The 16,988-nt window shown below is 44.1% G+C and carries 21 protein-coding genes and 1 pseudogene; 7 read left to right on the top strand and 15 right to left on the bottom strand.

Annotated elements, in window-relative coordinates; all coding sequences use genetic code 11:
* The 4 genes from L1D31_RS02090 to L1D31_RS02105 are packed head-to-tail and all read right to left on the bottom strand — an operon-like array spanning position 1 to position 3,315.
* Positions 1–750 (bottom strand): outer membrane lipoprotein-sorting protein, encoded by a 750-nt coding sequence (locus tag L1D31_RS02090; protein WP_239835436.1) that lies wholly within the window; start codon positions 748–750, stop codon positions 1–3.
* On the bottom strand, positions 743–2,002 hold the full coding sequence (locus L1D31_RS02095; RefSeq protein ID WP_239835437.1) for an FtsX-like permease family protein: 1,260 nt from the start codon (positions 2,000–2,002) through the stop codon (positions 743–745). The genes L1D31_RS02090 and L1D31_RS02095 overlap by 8 nt, the downstream gene beginning before the upstream one ends.
* Entirely contained in the window at positions 1,990–2,673 is a 684-nt protein-coding gene (locus L1D31_RS02100) for an ABC transporter ATP-binding protein (RefSeq protein WP_239835438.1), read from the bottom strand. Before L1D31_RS02100 ends, L1D31_RS02095 begins: the two co-directional genes overlap by 13 nt.
* Positions 2,674–2,682: 9 nt before the next feature.
* Positions 2,683–3,315, bottom strand: a complete 633-nt coding sequence (locus L1D31_RS02105; protein ID WP_239835439.1) for a hypothetical protein — start codon at positions 3,313–3,315, stop codon at positions 2,683–2,685.
* A gap of 231 nt (positions 3,316–3,546) precedes the next feature.
* Between L1D31_RS02105 and L1D31_RS02110 the strand changes: the two genes are divergently transcribed.
* Positions 3,547–3,795 (top strand): hypothetical protein, encoded by a 249-nt coding sequence (locus tag L1D31_RS02110; RefSeq protein WP_239836360.1) that lies wholly within the window; start codon positions 3,547–3,549, stop codon positions 3,793–3,795.
* A 45-nt stretch (positions 3,796–3,840) separates the two neighbouring features.
* Here L1D31_RS02110 and L1D31_RS02115 read toward each other — a convergent pair whose 3' ends face one another.
* Together L1D31_RS02115 and L1D31_RS02120 are read right to left on the bottom strand one after the other, a co-directional pair.
* Positions 3,841–5,271: an NAD-dependent succinate-semialdehyde dehydrogenase gene (locus tag L1D31_RS02115; protein WP_239835440.1), complete on the bottom strand. Its 1,431-nt coding sequence runs from the start codon at positions 5,269–5,271 to the stop codon at positions 3,841–3,843.
* Positions 5,272–5,318: 47 nt separating this feature from the next.
* A complete protein-coding gene (locus L1D31_RS02120; protein ID WP_345772828.1) occupies positions 5,319–5,978 on the bottom strand; it encodes a DJ-1/PfpI family protein in 660 nt (219 codons plus the stop codon).
* A 148-nt stretch (positions 5,979–6,126) separates the two neighbouring features.
* On the opposite strand from L1D31_RS02120, the gene L1D31_RS02125 reads away from it, so the two are divergent.
* Entirely contained in the window at positions 6,127–7,074 is a 948-nt protein-coding gene (locus L1D31_RS02125) for a LysR family transcriptional regulator (protein ID WP_239835442.1), read from the top strand.
* A 162-nt stretch (positions 7,075–7,236) separates the two neighbouring features.
* On the opposite strand, the gene L1D31_RS02130 is transcribed toward L1D31_RS02125, so the two are convergent.
* The 5 genes and pseudogenes from L1D31_RS02130 to L1D31_RS02140 all read right to left on the bottom strand — a co-directional run bounded on the left by L1D31_RS02130 (position 7,237) and on the right by L1D31_RS02140 (position 9,354).
* The gene (locus L1D31_RS02130) at positions 7,237–7,821 is read right to left on the bottom strand and encodes a GGDEF domain-containing protein (protein WP_275666059.1); all 585 of its coding nucleotides are present in this window, start codon (positions 7,819–7,821) and stop codon (positions 7,237–7,239) included.
* A gap of 60 nt (positions 7,822–7,881) precedes the next feature.
* Positions 7,882–8,139: pseudogene (locus L1D31_RS22545) on the bottom strand (PAS domain-containing protein); the annotation flags it as partial.
* 37 nt (positions 8,140–8,176) lie between these two features.
* Positions 8,177–8,311: a hypothetical protein gene (locus L1D31_RS22550; protein ID WP_275666038.1), complete on the bottom strand. Its 135-nt coding sequence runs from the start codon at positions 8,309–8,311 to the stop codon at positions 8,177–8,179.
* A 386-nt stretch (positions 8,312–8,697) separates the two neighbouring features.
* Positions 8,698–8,913 (bottom strand): DUF3820 family protein, encoded by a 216-nt coding sequence (locus tag L1D31_RS02135; protein WP_239835444.1) that lies wholly within the window; start codon positions 8,911–8,913, stop codon positions 8,698–8,700.
* A 93-nt stretch (positions 8,914–9,006) separates the two neighbouring features.
* Positions 9,007–9,354, bottom strand: a complete 348-nt coding sequence (locus L1D31_RS02140; RefSeq protein ID WP_239835445.1) for a helix-turn-helix transcriptional regulator — start codon at positions 9,352–9,354, stop codon at positions 9,007–9,009.
* Between the two features lie 414 nt (positions 9,355–9,768).
* Between L1D31_RS02140 and L1D31_RS02145 the strand changes: the two genes are divergently transcribed.
* Positions 9,769–10,290: a cytochrome b/b6 domain-containing protein gene (locus L1D31_RS02145; protein WP_239835446.1), complete on the top strand. Its 522-nt coding sequence runs from the start codon at positions 9,769–9,771 to the stop codon at positions 10,288–10,290.
* Between the two features lie 41 nt (positions 10,291–10,331).
* Here L1D31_RS02145 and L1D31_RS02150 read toward each other — a convergent pair whose 3' ends face one another.
* Together L1D31_RS02150 and L1D31_RS02155 are read right to left on the bottom strand one after the other, a co-directional pair.
* A complete protein-coding gene (locus L1D31_RS02150; protein ID WP_239835447.1) occupies positions 10,332–11,498 on the bottom strand; it encodes a D-alanyl-D-alanine carboxypeptidase family protein in 1,167 nt (388 codons plus the stop codon).
* Positions 11,499–11,710: 212 nt separating this feature from the next.
* Positions 11,711–12,073, bottom strand: coding sequence for an NADH:ubiquinone oxidoreductase (locus tag L1D31_RS02155; RefSeq protein WP_239836361.1), 363 nt, complete (start codon positions 12,071–12,073; stop codon positions 11,711–11,713).
* A gap of 470 nt (positions 12,074–12,543) precedes the next feature.
* On the opposite strand from L1D31_RS02155, the gene L1D31_RS02160 reads away from it, so the two are divergent.
* Positions 12,544–13,707 (top strand): threonine/serine exporter family protein, encoded by a 1,164-nt coding sequence (locus L1D31_RS02160; RefSeq protein ID WP_239835448.1) that lies wholly within the window; start codon positions 12,544–12,546, stop codon positions 13,705–13,707.
* 30 nt (positions 13,708–13,737) lie between these two features.
* On the opposite strand, the gene L1D31_RS02165 is transcribed toward L1D31_RS02160, so the two are convergent.
* Positions 13,738–13,950 (bottom strand): ribosome alternative rescue factor ArfA, encoded by a 213-nt coding sequence (locus L1D31_RS02165; protein ID WP_239835449.1) that lies wholly within the window; start codon positions 13,948–13,950, stop codon positions 13,738–13,740.
* A gap of 380 nt (positions 13,951–14,330) precedes the next feature.
* Here L1D31_RS02165 and L1D31_RS02170 point away from each other — a divergent pair, with 380 nt between their 5' ends.
* From L1D31_RS02170 to L1D31_RS02180, 3 genes are all read left to right on the top strand, one after another.
* Positions 14,331–14,540, top strand: a complete 210-nt coding sequence (locus tag L1D31_RS02170) for a cold-shock protein (RefSeq protein WP_006960450.1) — start codon at positions 14,331–14,333, stop codon at positions 14,538–14,540.
* Between the two features lie 69 nt (positions 14,541–14,609).
* The gene (locus tag L1D31_RS02175) at positions 14,610–15,149 is read left to right on the top strand and encodes a YaeQ family protein (RefSeq protein ID WP_239835450.1); all 540 of its coding nucleotides are present in this window, start codon (positions 14,610–14,612) and stop codon (positions 15,147–15,149) included.
* Positions 15,142–15,678 carry a hypothetical protein gene (locus L1D31_RS02180; RefSeq protein ID WP_239835451.1) on the top strand — a complete coding sequence of 179 codons (537 nt, stop codon included), beginning with the start codon at positions 15,142–15,144 and terminating at the stop codon, positions 15,676–15,678. Before L1D31_RS02175 ends, L1D31_RS02180 begins: the two co-directional genes overlap by 8 nt.
* Before the next feature lie 41 nt (positions 15,679–15,719).
* Here the strand turns inward: L1D31_RS02180 and hmpA are convergent, their stop codons facing one another.
* On the bottom strand, positions 15,720–16,892 hold the full coding sequence (gene hmpA / locus L1D31_RS02185) for an NO-inducible flavohemoprotein (RefSeq protein WP_239835452.1): 1,173 nt from the start codon (positions 16,890–16,892) through the stop codon (positions 15,720–15,722).
* Positions 16,893–16,988 lie beyond the last annotated feature (96 nt).

The raw sequence follows: 16,988 nt of genomic DNA on the forward strand, positions 1-16,988 counted from the left end.
TTACAGCTCCGACAGTGCGTTACGCGTCAAAAATGCCGGAATATAGTACTTATCTTCAAGTTGATGAGCCGTCACTTGCTGATATTCAATCACCGTTTTCTTCGCTGGCTGAATCTTATCAATCAAGGTCATGCTTAGGACTCTTAACTGGCCATCGCGCTCACCCTGTTCAAACAATGCTTGCTTAGCCAGCTTGCCAGATTTTAAGTACAAATCGGCTTTGATCGGGAAATCGCTCTCCGATTCCAACCATAATTCGATGCGCTCGTAGCTCGCGCCTTGGGTTACAGACTGCAGAGAAAGCTGGTTTGCCAGCACTGCCCGCTCATTGATGGTCAAGGTTTCCTGAGCCGTCAGCGTCGCTCGGTAATCCTGACTCCAAGTGAGGGTAGAAACATCGCCAACGGAGGCTTCACCGAGTAACTTTTGCATCGGTGTTATACGGATCGGGCGACGACTTTTAGGCATCACTAGCCAATAGTTGTCTCCCAACATCAACATCTTTTGCCCCGCTTCAACCGGTGACTTAAACACAACCAAAGACTCTCGTTCGGGGCGCGTATAAACATTGTATTGGCGTGTTTTATCCAGCTCTCCGTTTTTATACAAGGTAACGAGAGAAACCACTTTGGCGGACGCCGTATCAAGGCGATAGGCATCTGCATTTTTGACCATGGTGGCCGTGTCATTAGCGAACGCACCAATACTCAACAGACTCAATCCGATGACGATAGAAAGTGATTTAAACATAGGTCAATGCCTCCGTTATCGGCTTATTGACACCCTTTCGGGCGGATAGAAACGCAGCGAGAATGCAAATCGCCATGACACCCAATGCGCTATAACTCAGCAGCTCGGGTGAAAAATAGATATTGAGTGGATAACCGTCGGTTCGACCCGGTGGTGGTGGCATTTGCACATCCACCACCATCAGGACAATACTGGTGACGCCTGTTAAAAGCCCGCCCAAGAGTGTGCCGATACCAGCTAACAGTGCTGCTTCGCGCACAAACCCCGCCACGATTTCCGCAGGATATGTGCCTAATGCGGACAAGGTTCCGATTTCTCGCGTTCTTTCCGTCACCGACATTGTCATGGTGTTAAACAGAGCAACGAACACCACCAGCGACATCACCGCCCCCATAATGCCGAAGATTCGATCATATAAGTCTTTCACTTTGGTGTAGAAAAAGGCTCTTTGCTGCCACGGAGTGACTTCCAGTGCTTGGCTATGTGGTAAAGAAGCGAGTTGTTCTTCCACCCAGTTCTGAAGCTTCAATGTATTTTGTGTTTCGTAGAGGAAAACCGATAAGGTACTCACTTTATCGCTCACCAGCAGTTCCTGTACCGATTCAATATGCAGGTATAGCTGACGCTTATCTAAGTCCGGTACACCCGTTGAATAGATACCATGAACTTTAAAGTCGAGTGCATTCAACGCGCCGTCACTCGTCGTCGCAAGCACAGTGATCCAGTCACCAATTGATACGTTGAGGTTACGGGCCAAATCGACGCCCAGCATCACCTCAGGCTCCGAGGGTTGATACCGCGAAGAGCGAATATCAGACAAAGTTTTACCCTGACGCACGTCGAGAAACGGCCCCTTCATATCGAACTCACGTTCATTCACGCCAGTACCGACAAAAATGGTCGATTTATTGCCATTTGAGACCAGCCCTGTGAACTCAATCCTAGGCTGAATGCCTCGTATATCCGGATTCGATATCAGTTGCTTGTAGATCGCAGCGCTGTCTTCCAGACCATTCGTCAATGGCATGTCTTCATCTTTCTCGAAAAATCCGGGAATGCTGATTGTCAGATGGCCCGTATCCCGCGCTGTTGATTCTTGGAGTGATTCATAGGTGTAAAGCCCAAACCCACCCGCTGACGTCAAAGCAAAAACGGCAATCGTGATGATAAGAGCGGACAACACACTGCGACGACGATTTCGCAGCAAATTCAGATACGCTATGCGCACTGATTGAGGAACTAACTGGCCCATTTCATCGCCTCCACGCTTATTCTGCCATCCACCAACGAGAGTGTACGGTCACATTGATTCGCCATCCGCTGATCATGCGTAGCGACAATGAAGGTTGTCCCGAGCTCATGACCAAGGGTTTTCATCAGTTCAATTACCCGCTGAGCGGTATGGCTATCCAGACTGGCGGTTGGCTCATCGGCAATAACCAGCTTGGGTTGATGCACTAGCGCTCGCGCAATGGCGACGCGCTGTTGTTGACCACCCGAGAGATGATCAGGTCGATGGTGAGCAAACTCTTCCAACCCCACTTTGACAAGCATTTCCATGGCGAGCCGTTGCTGCTGTTTGGCAGAGTATCCGTTCAACATTAATGGGTACGCCACGTTTTCCCACGCACTCATTACGGGAACCAAGTTAAAGCGCTGGAATACAAAGCCCATGCTGGTCCTCCTTAATTGCGCCGATTGTTGTGGCTCTTTCGGGTATGCCGAACCATCGAACGTAACCAGACCTTCATACTCACTATCAAGCAAACCAAGAATATTCAGTAGCGTGCTTTTGCCAGAGCCTGACGGGCCACAAAGCGCGACCATTTCACCATTACTGATTTCGCCAGTAACGTTGCTGAGAGCCTCCACTCGCTGCTGACCGAGTTGGTACTGCTTGGCTAGATTTTGAAACTGCAACATGCTCTCTCCTTAGGCGTTATTGGCCATCGCTATCGCTTGTAACGTCATCGGATGTTGGGCATTGAGCGTTGACATTTCCTGTGCCCATTTTTGGGCCTGTAAGCTGTCTTCTGCGCGAATGGCGGCCTGAATGGCGTAGATGTAAACCCAGGCAATCGCATCAAAGGATTGAGACGTAAAAGCCTGCTCAGAGAGAAGCTCCGAATACAGTTCATAACCACGTTCGAAATGATTAAACATATCGGGCAATGATGTATAAGTCGCCGCCGCAACCGCTCTTGCCAATAGTGACTCTGGTAGCCCCTGACGAATCTCTTGCAGTGGAACAGGCGTTGTCTCATCCGATAGCATATCCAACCCTTTGGCAATCGTACCGAGCCCTTGCTCGACGTATTTCATCTTGTTCCAAGGAAGAAAAGCATCGCGTCCCATCAAGGTTTGTGTGCTACCGAGATAGACCAATGTCAGAGCATCACCGCCTTGTCTTTCGATCTGACCTTGCAGCTGCTCATAAACGGATTCAACCTTATCTTCATCGCCTTGAGCGGCTTGATTATATTGCTCTATTAACTTGTCACTTGGCGCTGCGACCGCTTGAGCGCTAACCAGTAAACACAGACCTAATTGATGCGTCAGTTTCATTTTGTCGTTCCTTCTTCCTAGCTGATGTTCAAAGGTTAATCAGCGATGAGCAAGGCTGCTTGGGTATGCGACAAACGGTGATTGAAAGACGTGAATGGTAAAAATAGAGCGTGAATGGTGAGATTTTGTTCAGCCTCTGCGGCTTATCTGGAAATCAACGGCTATGATCGTTAAAGTAGCGCCATGATTAGTTATCGCATTGAAATTCAATGTGACGAGAGAGAAGAAATTATGTTTAGCGATGATCGCATCATTGATAATCTGGAAGAGCTTGAAGCTTTTCTCCTCGCTGTAGAAAGCGGCAGTTTTGGTTTGGAAGGCATTGCGGGTATCGCACTTGCGACAAACAATGCTGATGGCCGCCACTTTGTGGCAGTACTGGATGATAATCACCAACTGCTGCTAGCTCGTTGGGTGACCGACGAAATCTTCAAGACAGGTCAGGATTTAGTCCGCAACGGACCGAAGAAAAGCCATTAAAATAGCCCGCAATTGCGGGCTATTTTAATTCAGGTGTTTAAGCAGTTAGCTCAGACCACCAAAACACAGGTATTTCACATCCATATACTCATCAATACCTTGCTTGGCCCCTTCTCGGCCAATACCGGATTGTTTAACGCCACCAAAAGGCGCGACTTCTGATGAGATAATCCCATCATTAATCCCAACCATGCCGTATTCCAGTGCTTCAGCCACCGTCCAGATACGACGAATGTTATCACTATAGAAGTAAGCGGCCAGACCATAGATAGTGTCGTTGGCCATCTCAATCAACTCTTCATTGCTCTCAAACGCCAATATCGGCGCCACAGGGCCAAAAATCTCTTTCGAGACAATATCCATTTCTTGAGTCACGTTTTTCAGGATAACCGGCGCGATAAACTGACCAGATTGAGACACTATAGGAGAAACAGGCTGCGCCCCTTGTTCAATCGCCCCTTGAATTAAACTCTCAATACCCTCTTTGGCTGCTTGGCTAATAACAGGCCCAATATTGACGCCTTCTTCCAAGCCGTTACCAAGTTTGAGCTGTTTTACCGCTTCATCAAATTTAGCCACAAATTCATCGTATACATCGCGATGAACGTAGAAGCGATTAGCACACACGCACGTCTGGCCTGCATTACGGAATTTAGATGCCACGGCTCCAGCAACCGCAGCGTCTATGTCCGCATCATCAAATACGATGAACGGAGCGTTACCGCCCAACTCCATTGAAGTGCGTTTAATATCGTGGGCACTCTGCTGCATTAAGAGGCTACCGACACGTGTTGACCCCGTGAAAGAAAGCTTACGAATCAATGGGTGTGACGTGAATAACTCCCCAACGTCAGATGCTCTTTCCCCAAGTACGACTTGCAGCAAGTCTCGGGGAATACCCGATTGATAAGCAAGCTCTGCAACCGCAAATGCACACAGAGGAGTCAGTTCAGCGGGCTTGACGATAAAGCTACACCCAGCGGCAAGAGCTGGCGCAGCTTTGCGAGTAATCATTGCTATAGGGAAGTTCCACGGCGTAATCGCACTTGCGACACCCACTGGCTGCTTAATAGTCACCATACGCTTGTCCGGCGTTGGCGCTGGGATGGTTTCACCATAAGTGCGTTTTGCTTCTTCAGCGAACCACTCAACAAAGCTCGCGCCATAGAGCACTTCACCTTTCGCTTCCGCTAGTGGCTTACCTTGTTCTAGTGTCATTAAACGACTGAGGTCATCTTGGTTTTCAACCAGCAATCGAAACCAACGCTGCAGGATGGCCGCTCGCTGTTTACCAGTCAGCTTGGCCCACTCTTTCTGAGCATTGTGAGCCCGAACAATTCCTTGTTCGATTTCCTCCTGAGTGGATATCGGTGCATAACCCAGCAGCTCTTGCGCCGCGGGGTTGTAAACCGCGACACTTCTGTCCTGATCCGACACCATGAAAGACACTAAACTCTGATTACCTATTTGCTGCATTGTGATTACCTTGTTCTTCGCCTATTGCTGAACCCTGCACGCTATTCCTAAAAAGCCTGATTGGAGAAGCGAGAGTATTGTAACGTATCCGCCACCTCCTGAGCTTTAGATTGAGAGCTCATTAAATGTAACAGCTTTAACGCAGCTTGATAGCTAACCAAACTGCCATTGGATGTAAGTACATTACCATCCACAACATAATTTTTATCGCTCAGTACCTTAACTTCTGGATAGTCACTTTGAAAATCACCCTCACCTCCTGCCCATGTCGTCGCTTGCTTGCCATTTAACACACCAGCTTCAGCTAACAAATACGCCCCTGAGCAATTGCTTGCCATCCACTCTGCGTTTTTGGCGGTAGAGGAAATATAGTTAATCAAAGCCTTATTGTTGATCAATGGATCCATGTCGTAGCTCGACGTGAGTATTAATACATCAAGCTTAGGGGACTCTCCAATCCAAGTGTCCACCCCCAGCTTTAATCCTTCTTCTGTTGTCACTGTAGTCGTATTCGTAACGGAAACCGTCACTACATCATAGTCACTGAACCAGGTTAATCGGTCAGCAACCCCAAATACTTCCAGTGGTCCTGTCACATCTGATGTGAGAACACCATCATAGACCAAGATACCGATCTTCTTGTCTGCTGCCGATGCGGTTGGGCCCAATACAATTAAGGCAAGAATCAGTGTACATAGTGACGCCATGCGGACTTTAAGTTTTCCAATCATTATTGTTTACTCCACTGTTGAAACAAAATAGTTATCACTATCTTATCGGGCATCTTTAATGATTGAAGTGGCATGCTTACATATCTATAGTGAATAATATTCACGAATAAATAATGGAGTTGGCATGGATAAACTACGCTCGTTACGGTTTTTCATTGCAACGTTAGACACAGGAAGCTTCGCGGCAGCAGCGACAAAGTACGGCAGCGACCCATCGACCGTCAGTAAAGCCGTGCATAGGTTGGAGTCCGAACTTGGCGTACAGTTATTTCTCCGCTCAACCCGGCGACTTAAGTTAACACTTGCTGGCCAGCAGTATGAACAAACCGCAAGACGAGTTATTGAAGAACTCAGCACTTGTGAAAAAGATTTAAAACATGCAAACAGTTCACCATCAGGTACATTAAAACTTAACCTGCCTGTTTCTTATGGGCGCCGTTATATCCAGCCTTTGCTCAAAGAGTTTCGTCGTCAATACCCAAGTATTGACTTAGACATCTGCTACGATGACTCTTACGTTGATATGATTGATCAAAGCGTCGATATATCAATTAGGTCAGGTGTTGTGCAAGATCGGCAGCTGATCGCTCGACAACTGAGTCCTATCGATTACTTGATTTGTGCGAGCAAAGAATACCTTGAGCAATACGGTGCACCCAGAGGACCGGAGGAATTTCACCAACACACTTGGATACGCTTTCGCTTTAGACAAACCGGAAAATTACTCGGGCTGAGACTTGCTACCACTGAACATACTCACCGAATCGAAACAGCCAGGAGCATTGTCGTTAATGATGGTGAATCAATGGCAGAGCTTTGTGCTCAAGGGTTAGGGCTCACCCAAATTCCTCATTTTATCGCCCGAGACTGGCTTAAAAGTGAAGAGTTAGTTCCTATTTTCCCCAGCTTTCGCCCACAAAACGAAGGCGTTTACCTTCTCTACCATCAACGTGAATATATGCCTTTACGAGTAAAGATCTTCGTAGACTTTGTCGTTGATGCAATACAGTCTCAAGCAGAAACGCCACGGCACACTTGGGTTAGTAACCTAGAGATTAAACTCCCCACGTAGCGCAATACCTTCGCTTTCGTGGTTTAAAACGCTATCAAGACCTGCAATTGTTAGCGCCAGACTTTATAAAACCAATAAATAAAAAATCATCTGTTCACACTGGATGACTGCTATCTCTGAACATTATTACGGCAAATTGTCCTGATAAGCGTTTATTATTTTTCAGCTCTTTATCTCACGGCTATACAAGTCCGATATATGTGGTGGAACAACGTAAGAGATAGTTTTAATTGCATGGCTTGATACCGTGTTCTTACCTGACGCCTTAGACTGATACATTGCTTTATCGGCTATTTTTATCATATGTCGCAAGATATTTTGTATGCTTTCTTTATCGGATTGACATAAAGCCAACTCTTGGTAGTTGATAGAAGACACGCCAATACTCACGGTTAGTGTATAGGGTTCAACAAACTGTTTTTGTATGGTAGATCGAATTCTTTCCGCACCTTGCTTTGCTTGATCCAGATCGGCATCCAGCATAAGTACCATAAATTCATCCCCACCTAGCCGAGCACATGCATCCGTTGTTCTCTGTGCCCTTTTAATTGAATCCGCAATGATAATAAGAAATTCATCGCCAACAAGATGCCCATATTTGTCATTGATCGCCTTGAAGTTATCGACGTCTATAACAGCAATACTAAGTGGTAATTTTTTGCGCTTGCATAAGGCTAATAATTCTTCAAATTTCTTCTCCAGCCCATTACGATTTAAGAGCTTAGTCATGTGATCTTGTAAATTCATTTTTTCAAGCTGTGCATTAGCTTTTTTGAGCTGCTCATTCACTTCTTTGAGCTGCTCTTCAGCTAACTTGATTTGAGTGACATCGGTGTGAGCTCCAAGCATTCTGATAACTTTACCTGTCTCATCACGTATTCCAACACCACGACATCGAACCCAAATGGTTGAGCCATCTTTATGTTGATACCGTACAACTTGATCGTAAGAGTGCTCAGGGTTTTCACAATGCTTTTGAAAATTGACGACGGCCGTTTCTAGATCTTCAGGATTAATAATATCTTGCCATTCAGAGGCCAGATGCGCCTTTTCTTGGGGGTCATAGCCAAGTAACTCCTAGAAGCCAGGACTCATCCATTCATTATTGCCATCGACCGTATCCCAATACCAAATACCAAATACCATCTAGGGCATATTGATATATGAACTCAAAGATGGAGTCATCTTTAGATACGAGATTGTATAATTCTGACTTCAGGTAGTTTGTCTCTTCCATAAGATATCCTGACGAGTATTAGCCATAATTTTGTTGTTGTTACAAGTATAGATAACCCACAGGCAACAAATAACCTAAGCGTATAATCACCAACAGACTCATTCATACAGGCAAATCAAAGCGTTAAATAACTAGCCTCTTTTATTGCTACTTTCTAACTTTGACAAAAAAGAGTCAGCCTAGCGGTCTGACTCTTTTGAATAGAAACAGGATTTATCTTTAGAAAACTTCAGGATACTGTACTAGGTGACATTCGCTTATTACTTGGGCTGATGAATATAGCACCCTTCTATGGACCACCTTCGACAAGCTGGTGATGCCTCAATGCATCAATATCCAAATTCATTGTCAGTCTTTTTCATTACAATGGAGAGATTTTTGGTCAATTACATTCGCTTTAAGGGCTTTACCACACTGTCTAACCCTTCGATTTTCAACGCCAGACAAAGTTGCAATAGCTGCCCAAGTTCACCACTCGGCCAGCCTTTTTTATCGAACCACAGCAAATACTCTTCAGGGAGGTCGATTAGAGCACGCCCAGCATATTTGCCAAATGGCATCTGGACGCGGGCTAATTTTATAAGGTTTTCTTTTTCTAGCATGATGATAGGGCTGCTCAGAACTCATTCTGAGCTTAGGGTATCATTGAAACCGCTTGTCGTACAAAGCGCGTTCACCATTAACTAACATTATGCTTAATTCACCGTGTGAGCGTATTCGACCACGATTTGATTACCTTCGATGTAAGCATTCTGAATTTCGCCATCAACACTCATGCGACTTTGAAGGTAGACCACCTTAGGTCCGTTTTCATTAGCTTCCTTGAGGGAAGGAAAAATCTGTTTCGCGTCTAGGTGAAGCAATCGACAAAAATGGCTAATAAACGACATAGTCAGAGGCTCTTCTCCGCGCAACAACTGCGAAAAGTTCAATTGGCTGATCCCTAACTTTTTAGCAAACTCCATTTGTGTGAGACGCATTTTAGATTTCTGAGACATCCACGTGTTGTACAGCGCCTCTCTATCCTTCTCAGTAAATTCCATTGGTGAATCCTTGTATTGCTTAATGAGGGGGATTCTGTGCACTTTCTTTCTCAGAGATGTCAGCAAGGCGTTAACGTTAGTTAAAAGTTTGGTTGGCTCGACACGCACCGCTCTTGAAAGCATAGCGACTTTGATGGTCAGTCATTGACTTAGACATAACTAACAAGGCAATGATTAACTCCATTAATAAATCAACAGTAAAACCAGTTGTAGGTTTATTAATGGATATTCTTCCATGATATCTATTCGAGATTACCCTTCCAAAATAATAACAACCAGTTGCCAGTATTAATTTTTTTTCGTTAGATTCTCACTTAATTAGCAATATAAAATAATGGCAGAATCATATATTATTTCTATATTTTATTAGGTGTTAATACTTGATTCTATCTGGTGTGAATATTGAGGGAAGATATGAGCATAATCGGATCTGGCTATGATAGGGCTTCCAAGGCATTTCATTGGCTGATGGCTATCATCATCTTATACACAACAATAGCTGGCTATGGGATGCACTTCACGACTGTAGGCTCACCGACATTTAATTTCTTATCGACATTAAATATGTCTCTCGCCACTATTGCCGTTCCAGTGTTTTTAGCCCGATGGGTTTGGAAATATTTTAGACCAAGCTTTAATGATGAACTAAACACCTCAAGCTTTCAGAAAAATATGGCTAAGCTGATACATTCATTAATGTATTTCACAATGTTTGGAGTATTTACCTCAGGCTTTCTTATGTTAGAGCACCCTTATTATTTTTTCTGGGTTATTGAAATTAATCACTTCATTACCGAACCCGAGGTAAGCTCATTTTTCTTTAAAGTACACCGATTCTCCTGCCTTATTCTTGCCTCATTAGTCACACTTCATATCCTTGCCGTGATTCATCACCATGTCATTAGAAAAAACAAGATTCTCAAATTGATGATCTAAAGCGAGCTAAAAAGCGGATGCTGCACACATCCGCTTCTCAATCAGAACCAGCTTGAGATCAAACGTTTAAACCAATCGAGTACTTTTTTAAACAAGCTTCCCTCGTCCACATCCGTTTGGGCGACAAGGTCCACCGTAGCGACCTCCTCTCCTTCAACACCGTAGATTATCTTACCGACTTTTTCTCCAGAACGAATAGGAGCCACCAACTCACGGTCAAACTCTACTTCCGCCGTAAGTTTGCCTGCACTACCTTTTGGCAAGGTCATATAGATGTCTTGCTCCACACCTACACTCAACTTATCTTGTTCACCCATCCAGACTTTTGCTTCCGTAACGATATCACCCGCTTTCGTCGGTGATACTGTCTCGAAGAATCGAAAGCCATAGCTTAACAATTGCTTGCTTTCTGATTCACGACTTTTAGTACTACTTGCACCCATCACAACAGCAATCAAACGCATATCTCCGTTAGTCGCTGAAGTAGCCAAACTGTAACCAGCCCCACTGGTATAGCCGGTTTTCATACCATCAACATTCATACTGCGATCTCGCAGTAAACCATTTCGATTGTATTGGGTAATACCATTGTATGTGTATGAGGTTTCGCTGTAGAGAGGGTAGATATCCGGTAAATCACGAATAATCGCTTGGCCTAATCTAGCGATATCCAACGGTGTCGAGTATAGGCCGTTACTGTCCAAACCGTGTGGATTGGTGTAAGCAGTATTCTCTAAGCCAAGCTTTTCAGCCCACGAATTCATCAGGTTGACAAAGGCATCTTCACTTCCAGCGACGTACTCTGCAATCGCCACGCTGGCATCATTACCCGATTGCACGATCAGACCTCGATACAAATCTATGAGCGGAACAGTGGTACCTACTTCGATGAACATCTTTGATGAATCAGGGAAGTTTTTCGCCCAAGCATTTTTACTGATCACAACTTGATCATCTAGCGTGATATTACCTGCTTTAACTTCCTGCCCAGCTACATAAGCGGTCATGAGTTTGGTTAAGCTGGCCGGATTTAACTTAATATTCGCATTTTTTTCGACCAATACTTGCCCGGTGTTATAGTCAATAAGAACATACCCTTTTGCCCCTAGTGTAGGGGGATCAGGAATAATGCTTGGTGCAGCAAGTGCACTCAATGACACAGCAATTGAGGAAAGAAGGGCTGCTTTGAGGAGAAACGTTTTTTTCATGGGACGTTACCAACTTAAGTCACAATTAGAGTTTTTATATTGATCCGAATATAAACAAACCGCAATGATATTTATTTGCTTTGTAATCAATCGTTACTCTTATTAGAAAGTTTTATTAAATTATGAGAGTTTGACTCCACATACCGGAAAGTTAATACAAAAAAAGCCAGTGTTCACAACACTGGCTTTATCAATTTGGCCGAGATTAATGATTATGCCTGTGCTCCCTGCACCTTCTTCGGATTAGGTGTAATGCTGTCTCGATAGCTGAACCACAAGTAAGTCACTACTAAAGAAAAGAACAGGTACGACAATGCAAATACTAGTGGTGAGGTTATTAACTCTTCCGACATGCTCCAGCTCACACCGACCACGGTAATAGTTAACTTAGAAAGCATGCCACAAATAAGTAGCAACAGCGCTAGCTGAGGGAAACGCGTCGTTCTGAATGCAAACCAGTAACAACTACCTACCGCTAGAGCAGAGATAGACAGACCTAACATGAAAGAGTGAAGGTGATCAGCGGATAGTACACCTGCTGATATTGACGCCATTATTATAAGAAATAGTTTCATCATTGCCTCGCTTTTTAAACTTGGAAAAAGCTTCCTTTCATTTTTGCAAACTCATTTTGTGCGTATTTTCGCCTATCCAATACGAATTACAACCCCTAAAATGATACATTTTTTGTACAGTTGATGGCTCTGTAACATATGTAAAATAGTGGTTAAAAAAACAATAAGTAAGGTTCCTTGCTACTCAAGCCCAAAGCACACAATTCAAGCCAAAAGAGAAATAAAGATTTACATTTAAGTAACAATACTTACATCTATATTCATTGGTAATTTTGTGATCAGATGCATTTTTAGCCATCGATTGAGTCGTAAAATGGGCTGCTGAAACCTAAGTTTTCACTTTTCAAATTCACTATCTTTTGAAATATCAAAAAGAGTGTGACTCTAGCCACTGTTCGGTAGATTTGGACTCGAATAGACCATAGGGCTTTGTTACCTTTGCGCGCATTCAATATTTCGTACTACATACCATGCCTTCAGAGTACAGAATTAAAAAGATCGTTGAGATCGGCGACACCCTACATCGCAGTGGCTGCGCGCCATATAAATTAGAAAAATATACCCAGTTTTATGCCCGTAAACATGGCGTGGATGTCATGATTCAGGCCACACCGACAACGGTCAATTATCAATTCCCTGACGATAACAATGCGGTGGTCATGAAACGGCACCAGCCAGCGTCCATTAACCTTAGTTTGCTGGCAAATACTATTATTAGGATTAATCAGCCAAGTAAAGAGCCTGTCCCGGAGCCCGTAGGTTACCCTAAATGGGTGACTGCTTTGGCGAATATGGGTATTCCTCCTGCGTACCTTATGCTGGTTGGCAGTACATTAGAGGCCGTGTATATATCCATTTTTCTTGGCTTCCTGGCGTGGTTGGCACAACAAGTTTGTAAAGCAAGGCGCTCTATAGCTGTTGAGTTTGTTGCTGCGTTGGTCACAGGCATCTTGGTGGCGTTTTTTGCCAGTACAAGTTCCGATCTTCCAGTTTGGGCTCTATGTATCGCAGCCATCGTTCTCTTCGTGCCTGGCTTATCGATTGCTAACTCACTTGAATGTCTCGCTTTCAATGATTTAGTCTCCGGCACCAGTTTACTGGGGCAAAGCTCACTCACTCTTATCAAGCTCTTTGTCGGTATTATCATGGGCTTGAATATAGGTGAGTCCATTTGGGGGCAAGCAGATGTCACTGCTTATATTAATGAGATACCCACTTGGCTCCATATTTCAGGTTTGTTTCTGATTTCAGTCTCTCTTGGCATCATTTTTAACGCCAGACCAACAGACATTTTATTGGGTTTACCCGTGGCGGTGTTAGGGATGTGGGGGCCATTCTATCTAGGGTTTGAAAGCGGGTGGGTCGTCGGCACATGGATAACCACCGTTTTGATTACCTTATATGGTACATGGGTAGCAAAGAAAATGGACTTAACCGGATCCATCTACATTGTGCAAGGAATTATTATTCTCGTACCAGGAAGTCGAGTCCTTGTCAGTGCGGGGCAATCCGTGTTTGAACAATCTATTTTGCCTATTCCAAGTATTGGCCTTTCTGCACTATTCATGTTTTCAGCTATTGTCGCGGGGCAGGTCACCGCTTACTCAATTTACTCTCCAAAAATCGAACGTTAACTCTTAAAGAGCCCTATTCAAAAATGACTTTTAAGCCGCTTTTGAATAGGGCTCTTTACCCTTATGTTTCGTCTTACGTGAGAAGCTCCCTTTTCCTTTTTTCGCTTGTTCAACTCGTGTTTTAAAAAGTGGACTAGTAACGACTGCTTTTAGTGCATTGTCTTTTATTTCGCCTCGTCCGACCTCTAAATGCGCCTGAAGCGACTCATTCGGCAAATTATTTTTTCTGGATCTCTTGCCCATAACTTTGTCCTATCGATGTTTTATAAATAACTAGATACTGATGACAACCTACTCACCAAACCTGAATTTAGCAGGATAAATCACCATACAAAAGAATGTTACACTATCTACAGCCTAATCAGTAATATTTTCGAAACTCTACCTAGCGCAAATTTTGGATGAAAAGACCTTGGTAACTGAAAAGTATCATATGAATTTTATTGACTTAGTTCCACTTAGCTTTAGACTGGATGGCAGCTAGAAAACGGTTCTTGTTTTTATTTCGCCGTTTCGTTGGATTTCTTGTATCTCTTCCGTAACGTCGTGCGCAATAGCAATCTCCTTTTCCACGCTATCGTTGCCGTCATGGCTTTTACAAAGATTTATCAAGGATACATATTATGTCTAATACTGTTACTGGTACAGTTAAATGGTTCAACGAAACTAAAGGTTTTGGTTTCATCCAACAAGAAAACGGCCCTGACGTTTTCGCTCACTTCTCTGCAATCACTGGTGACGGCTTCCGTACTCTAGTTGAAGGTCAGAAAGTTGAGTTCACTGTATCTCAAGGCCAAAAAGGTCCTCAAGCTGAGAACATCAAACTAGTTTAATTTTAAACTGGAAAAGATTTACAATAGCCAGCATCGCGCTGGCTATTTTTTTATGTGTAGCAAATAACTATGGCACTCAAACCCACCATTTATAAGTTTCGTATCTCTCTCTCGGACACCAACCGAGATGTGTACGACTCCCCACAACTCACTATTGCGCAACATCCCTCTGAAACGATTCCAAGGATGGTTGCTCGTATATTGGCTTATTGTATTAAATATCAGCCTGAGTTGGCTTTTACTAAAGGTCTGTCATCGATTGAAGAGCCTGATCTCTGGATAAAGGATCTAGATGATTCTATTTTGCACTGGATTGAAATCGGTGAGCCTTCGCTGGATCGTATTAAGAAAGCGACACGCTTAGCCAAACGAGTGGATATATTCACATTCACAAGTAAGTCAGATGTCTGGTGGGAGCAAACAAAGAATAAATCCCATCAGTACGACGCTCATATTTATCGCCTCAGCTCAGAGGGTATTGAGTCTTTCTCAGAAGTGGTTGAACGTGGTATGGATTTATCAATCATGATTACTGGCAATAGCCTCTTCATTGACTGTGATAAAGGCTCATTTGAAGTTCAGATTGAGACACTGCAATCCAATGACTGATCTTCATCAGGCATTTGCGTCGATAGGTGCCGATGCCATTACCGCAGTAGCCGAAAACCCAGCCCTGTGGCAACAGTTTTTGCAACAACACACTGCCTTATTCGAGAAAGTGAAGCAGCATAAACCAGACAGTGCAGACGAATCCCATTTACTCGGTATTATGACCAAAGCACATATTGAATGTCTGTCACGTGTTGAGGTCAATCGCGAAGCCGTCAAGGTCATGTGGCAAGCACTGCACGAAAACCTCGGTACAGACAACGCTAAACGCTTTGAATATCAAGATTACCAGATGCTGACTCTGGTTACTCATGTATGGCTCTATGTCCAAGGTTACCTCAAAATGGACTTCAGCCTTGCTAATGACCATGCTGAAACAACAGCACAATTACAAGGTGACTTATCTGGTTTGGGTGTAGACACGATTCGAACTCAGTTTCTTGCCAGTTATTACCTCGGTTCAGACAATTCTCCGATATCAGAGCCTCACCATCCGATTTGGGATTGGTTTAAAAAGATCTTCGGCTAATCCCTCAAAGGGCTTCCTTTTCAGGAAGCCCTTTTTGGCCTTTATAGATAGGCGTGAGGACCAAAGACCTCATAATGAATACGATCTCGCGACACACCCAAGTCCTCTAATTGTTTAACCATGACTTCCATGAATGCAACAGGACCACACAGGTAAAAGTCGCCGCGGCTGAGTGGTAATTCGGTTTCCACTGCAGACAAGTTCATCTGACCTGAGAAATGCGCTTGGCCATCCAGGTACCAGGTATATTGCTGCCAGCTATTCTCTCTAACCAACTGCTCTGTCTCTTGCTTAAACGTATGCTGGTCAGCACTGTGACATGCATAGAGGTAAGACACGTCTTTTTTACCCATATCTGCCAATGTTTGCAACATCGCCTGAATTGGCGTTGCGCCAACACCCGCCGAGATAAGGGCAACTGGTGCCTCTTTTTCTTGATAATAAAAATCACCTGCTGGGGCATACAAATGAAGCGTATCGCCTTCACTCACTTCTGCGTGCAAGAAATTAGACACTAGACCATGATGCTCTCCCACTTCACGCTTCACAGAAATGCGGTAGTTTTTGCCGTTAGCTTTTTGCGACAAAGAATACTGGCGAATCTCGTTGTGCTCACCAGAGGAAGGCTTCACTTCTACCCCCACATACTGACCTGGGTAGTAATCTAGAACATCACTACCATCCACTGGCTCAAGCACAAAACTGGTCACAAATTCTGATTCTGGCTGCTTCTTCTTTACGACAAACTCTCGTGCGTTTTCCCAACCGCCCACCGCTTGTTTACGCTGAAGGTACAGTTCCCCTTCACGATCAATGAATACTTTTGCTAAAAATAGGTAGGCCGCTGTCCAGGCTTCTTCCACTTCTTTAGTAAACGCCTCTGACGCCAATTCTCGTAATGTTTCAATCAAGTGGTGTCCTACAATTTGATAATGCTTCGCTTGAATATTAAAGCTAGTATGCTTGTGCGCGATACGTTCAACTGCGGAAGTCAGTGCATCAAGGTTTTCGATATTCTTCGCGTAAGCCGCTATGGCTTCAAATAGCGCAACACTTTGGCGACCGGTTTTCTGATGCGTCATATTGAAAATATCTTTAAGCTCAGGGTTATGCGAAAACATGCGTTGGTAAAAATGCTGTGTCAAAGCCGGGCCCGCACCTTCAAGCAAAGGAATAGTACTTTTTACGACTTCGATATGTTGATTGTTGAGCATTTTCATTTTCTCCTCATATGGGTATTATCTTTTTCCCCTTCCAAGAGCACAATTGATGCCAAGTTTGAACATGACCTAATCAATTGGATTATCAAG

Origin of the sequence: Vibrio sp. Isolate23 (assembly GCF_022398095.1) — a bacterium.
GTDB lineage: Bacteria > Pseudomonadota > Gammaproteobacteria > Enterobacterales > Vibrionaceae > Vibrio > Vibrio coralliilyticus_A.

Excerpts from the sequence above, each read along its gene's own strand:
- L1D31_RS02130 (WP_275666059.1), bottom strand. The coding sequence starts at position 7,821 with ATGAATTTACAAGATCACATGACTAAGCTCTTAAATCGTAATGGGCTG.
- L1D31_RS02140 (WP_239835445.1), bottom strand. The coding sequence starts at position 9,354 with ATGGAATTTACTGAGAAGGATAGAGAGGCGCTGTACAACACGTGGATG.
- L1D31_RS02135 (WP_239835444.1), bottom strand. The coding sequence starts at position 8,913 with ATGCTAGAAAAAGAAAACCTTATAAAATTAGCCCGCGTCCAGATGCCA.
- L1D31_RS02125 (WP_239835442.1), top strand. The coding sequence starts at position 6,127 with ATGGATAAACTACGCTCGTTACGGTTTTTCATTGCAACGTTAGACACA.
- L1D31_RS02115 (WP_239835440.1), bottom strand. The coding sequence starts at position 5,271 with ATGCAGCAAATAGGTAATCAGAGTTTAGTGTCTTTCATGGTGTCGGAT.
- L1D31_RS02105 (WP_239835439.1), bottom strand. The coding sequence starts at position 3,315 with ATGAAACTGACGCATCAATTAGGTCTGTGTTTACTGGTTAGCGCTCAA.
- L1D31_RS02120 (WP_345772828.1), bottom strand. The coding sequence starts at position 5,978 with ATGGCGTCACTATGTACACTGATTCTTGCCTTAATTGTATTGGGCCCA.
- L1D31_RS02180 (WP_239835451.1), top strand. The coding sequence starts at position 15,142 with ATGACTGATCTTCATCAGGCATTTGCGTCGATAGGTGCCGATGCCATT.
- L1D31_RS02175 (WP_239835450.1), top strand. The coding sequence starts at position 14,610 with ATGGCACTCAAACCCACCATTTATAAGTTTCGTATCTCTCTCTCGGAC.
- L1D31_RS02100 (WP_239835438.1), bottom strand. The coding sequence starts at position 2,673 with ATGTTGCAGTTTCAAAATCTAGCCAAGCAGTACCAACTCGGTCAGCAG.
- L1D31_RS02170 (WP_006960450.1), top strand. The coding sequence starts at position 14,331 with ATGTCTAATACTGTTACTGGTACAGTTAAATGGTTCAACGAAACTAAA.
- L1D31_RS02145 (WP_239835446.1), top strand. The coding sequence starts at position 9,769 with ATGAGCATAATCGGATCTGGCTATGATAGGGCTTCCAAGGCATTTCAT.
- L1D31_RS02160 (WP_239835448.1), top strand. The coding sequence starts at position 12,544 with ATGCCTTCAGAGTACAGAATTAAAAAGATCGTTGAGATCGGCGACACC.
- L1D31_RS22550 (WP_275666038.1), bottom strand. The coding sequence starts at position 8,311 with ATGGAAGAGACAAACTACCTGAAGTCAGAATTATACAATCTCGTATCT.
- L1D31_RS02095 (WP_239835437.1), bottom strand. The coding sequence starts at position 2,002 with ATGGGCCAGTTAGTTCCTCAATCAGTGCGCATAGCGTATCTGAATTTG.
- hmpA (WP_239835452.1), bottom strand. The coding sequence starts at position 16,892 with ATGCTCAACAATCAACATATCGAAGTCGTAAAAAGTACTATTCCTTTG.
- L1D31_RS02155 (WP_239836361.1), bottom strand. The coding sequence starts at position 12,073 with ATGAAACTATTTCTTATAATAATGGCGTCAATATCAGCAGGTGTACTA.
- L1D31_RS02165 (WP_239835449.1), bottom strand. The coding sequence starts at position 13,950 with ATGGGCAAGAGATCCAGAAAAAATAATTTGCCGAATGAGTCGCTTCAG.
- L1D31_RS02110 (WP_239836360.1), top strand. The coding sequence starts at position 3,547 with ATGTTTAGCGATGATCGCATCATTGATAATCTGGAAGAGCTTGAAGCT.
- L1D31_RS02090 (WP_239835436.1), bottom strand. The coding sequence starts at position 750 with ATGTTTAAATCACTTTCTATCGTCATCGGATTGAGTCTGTTGAGTATT.
- L1D31_RS02150 (WP_239835447.1), bottom strand. The coding sequence starts at position 11,498 with ATGAAAAAAACGTTTCTCCTCAAAGCAGCCCTTCTTTCCTCAATTGCT.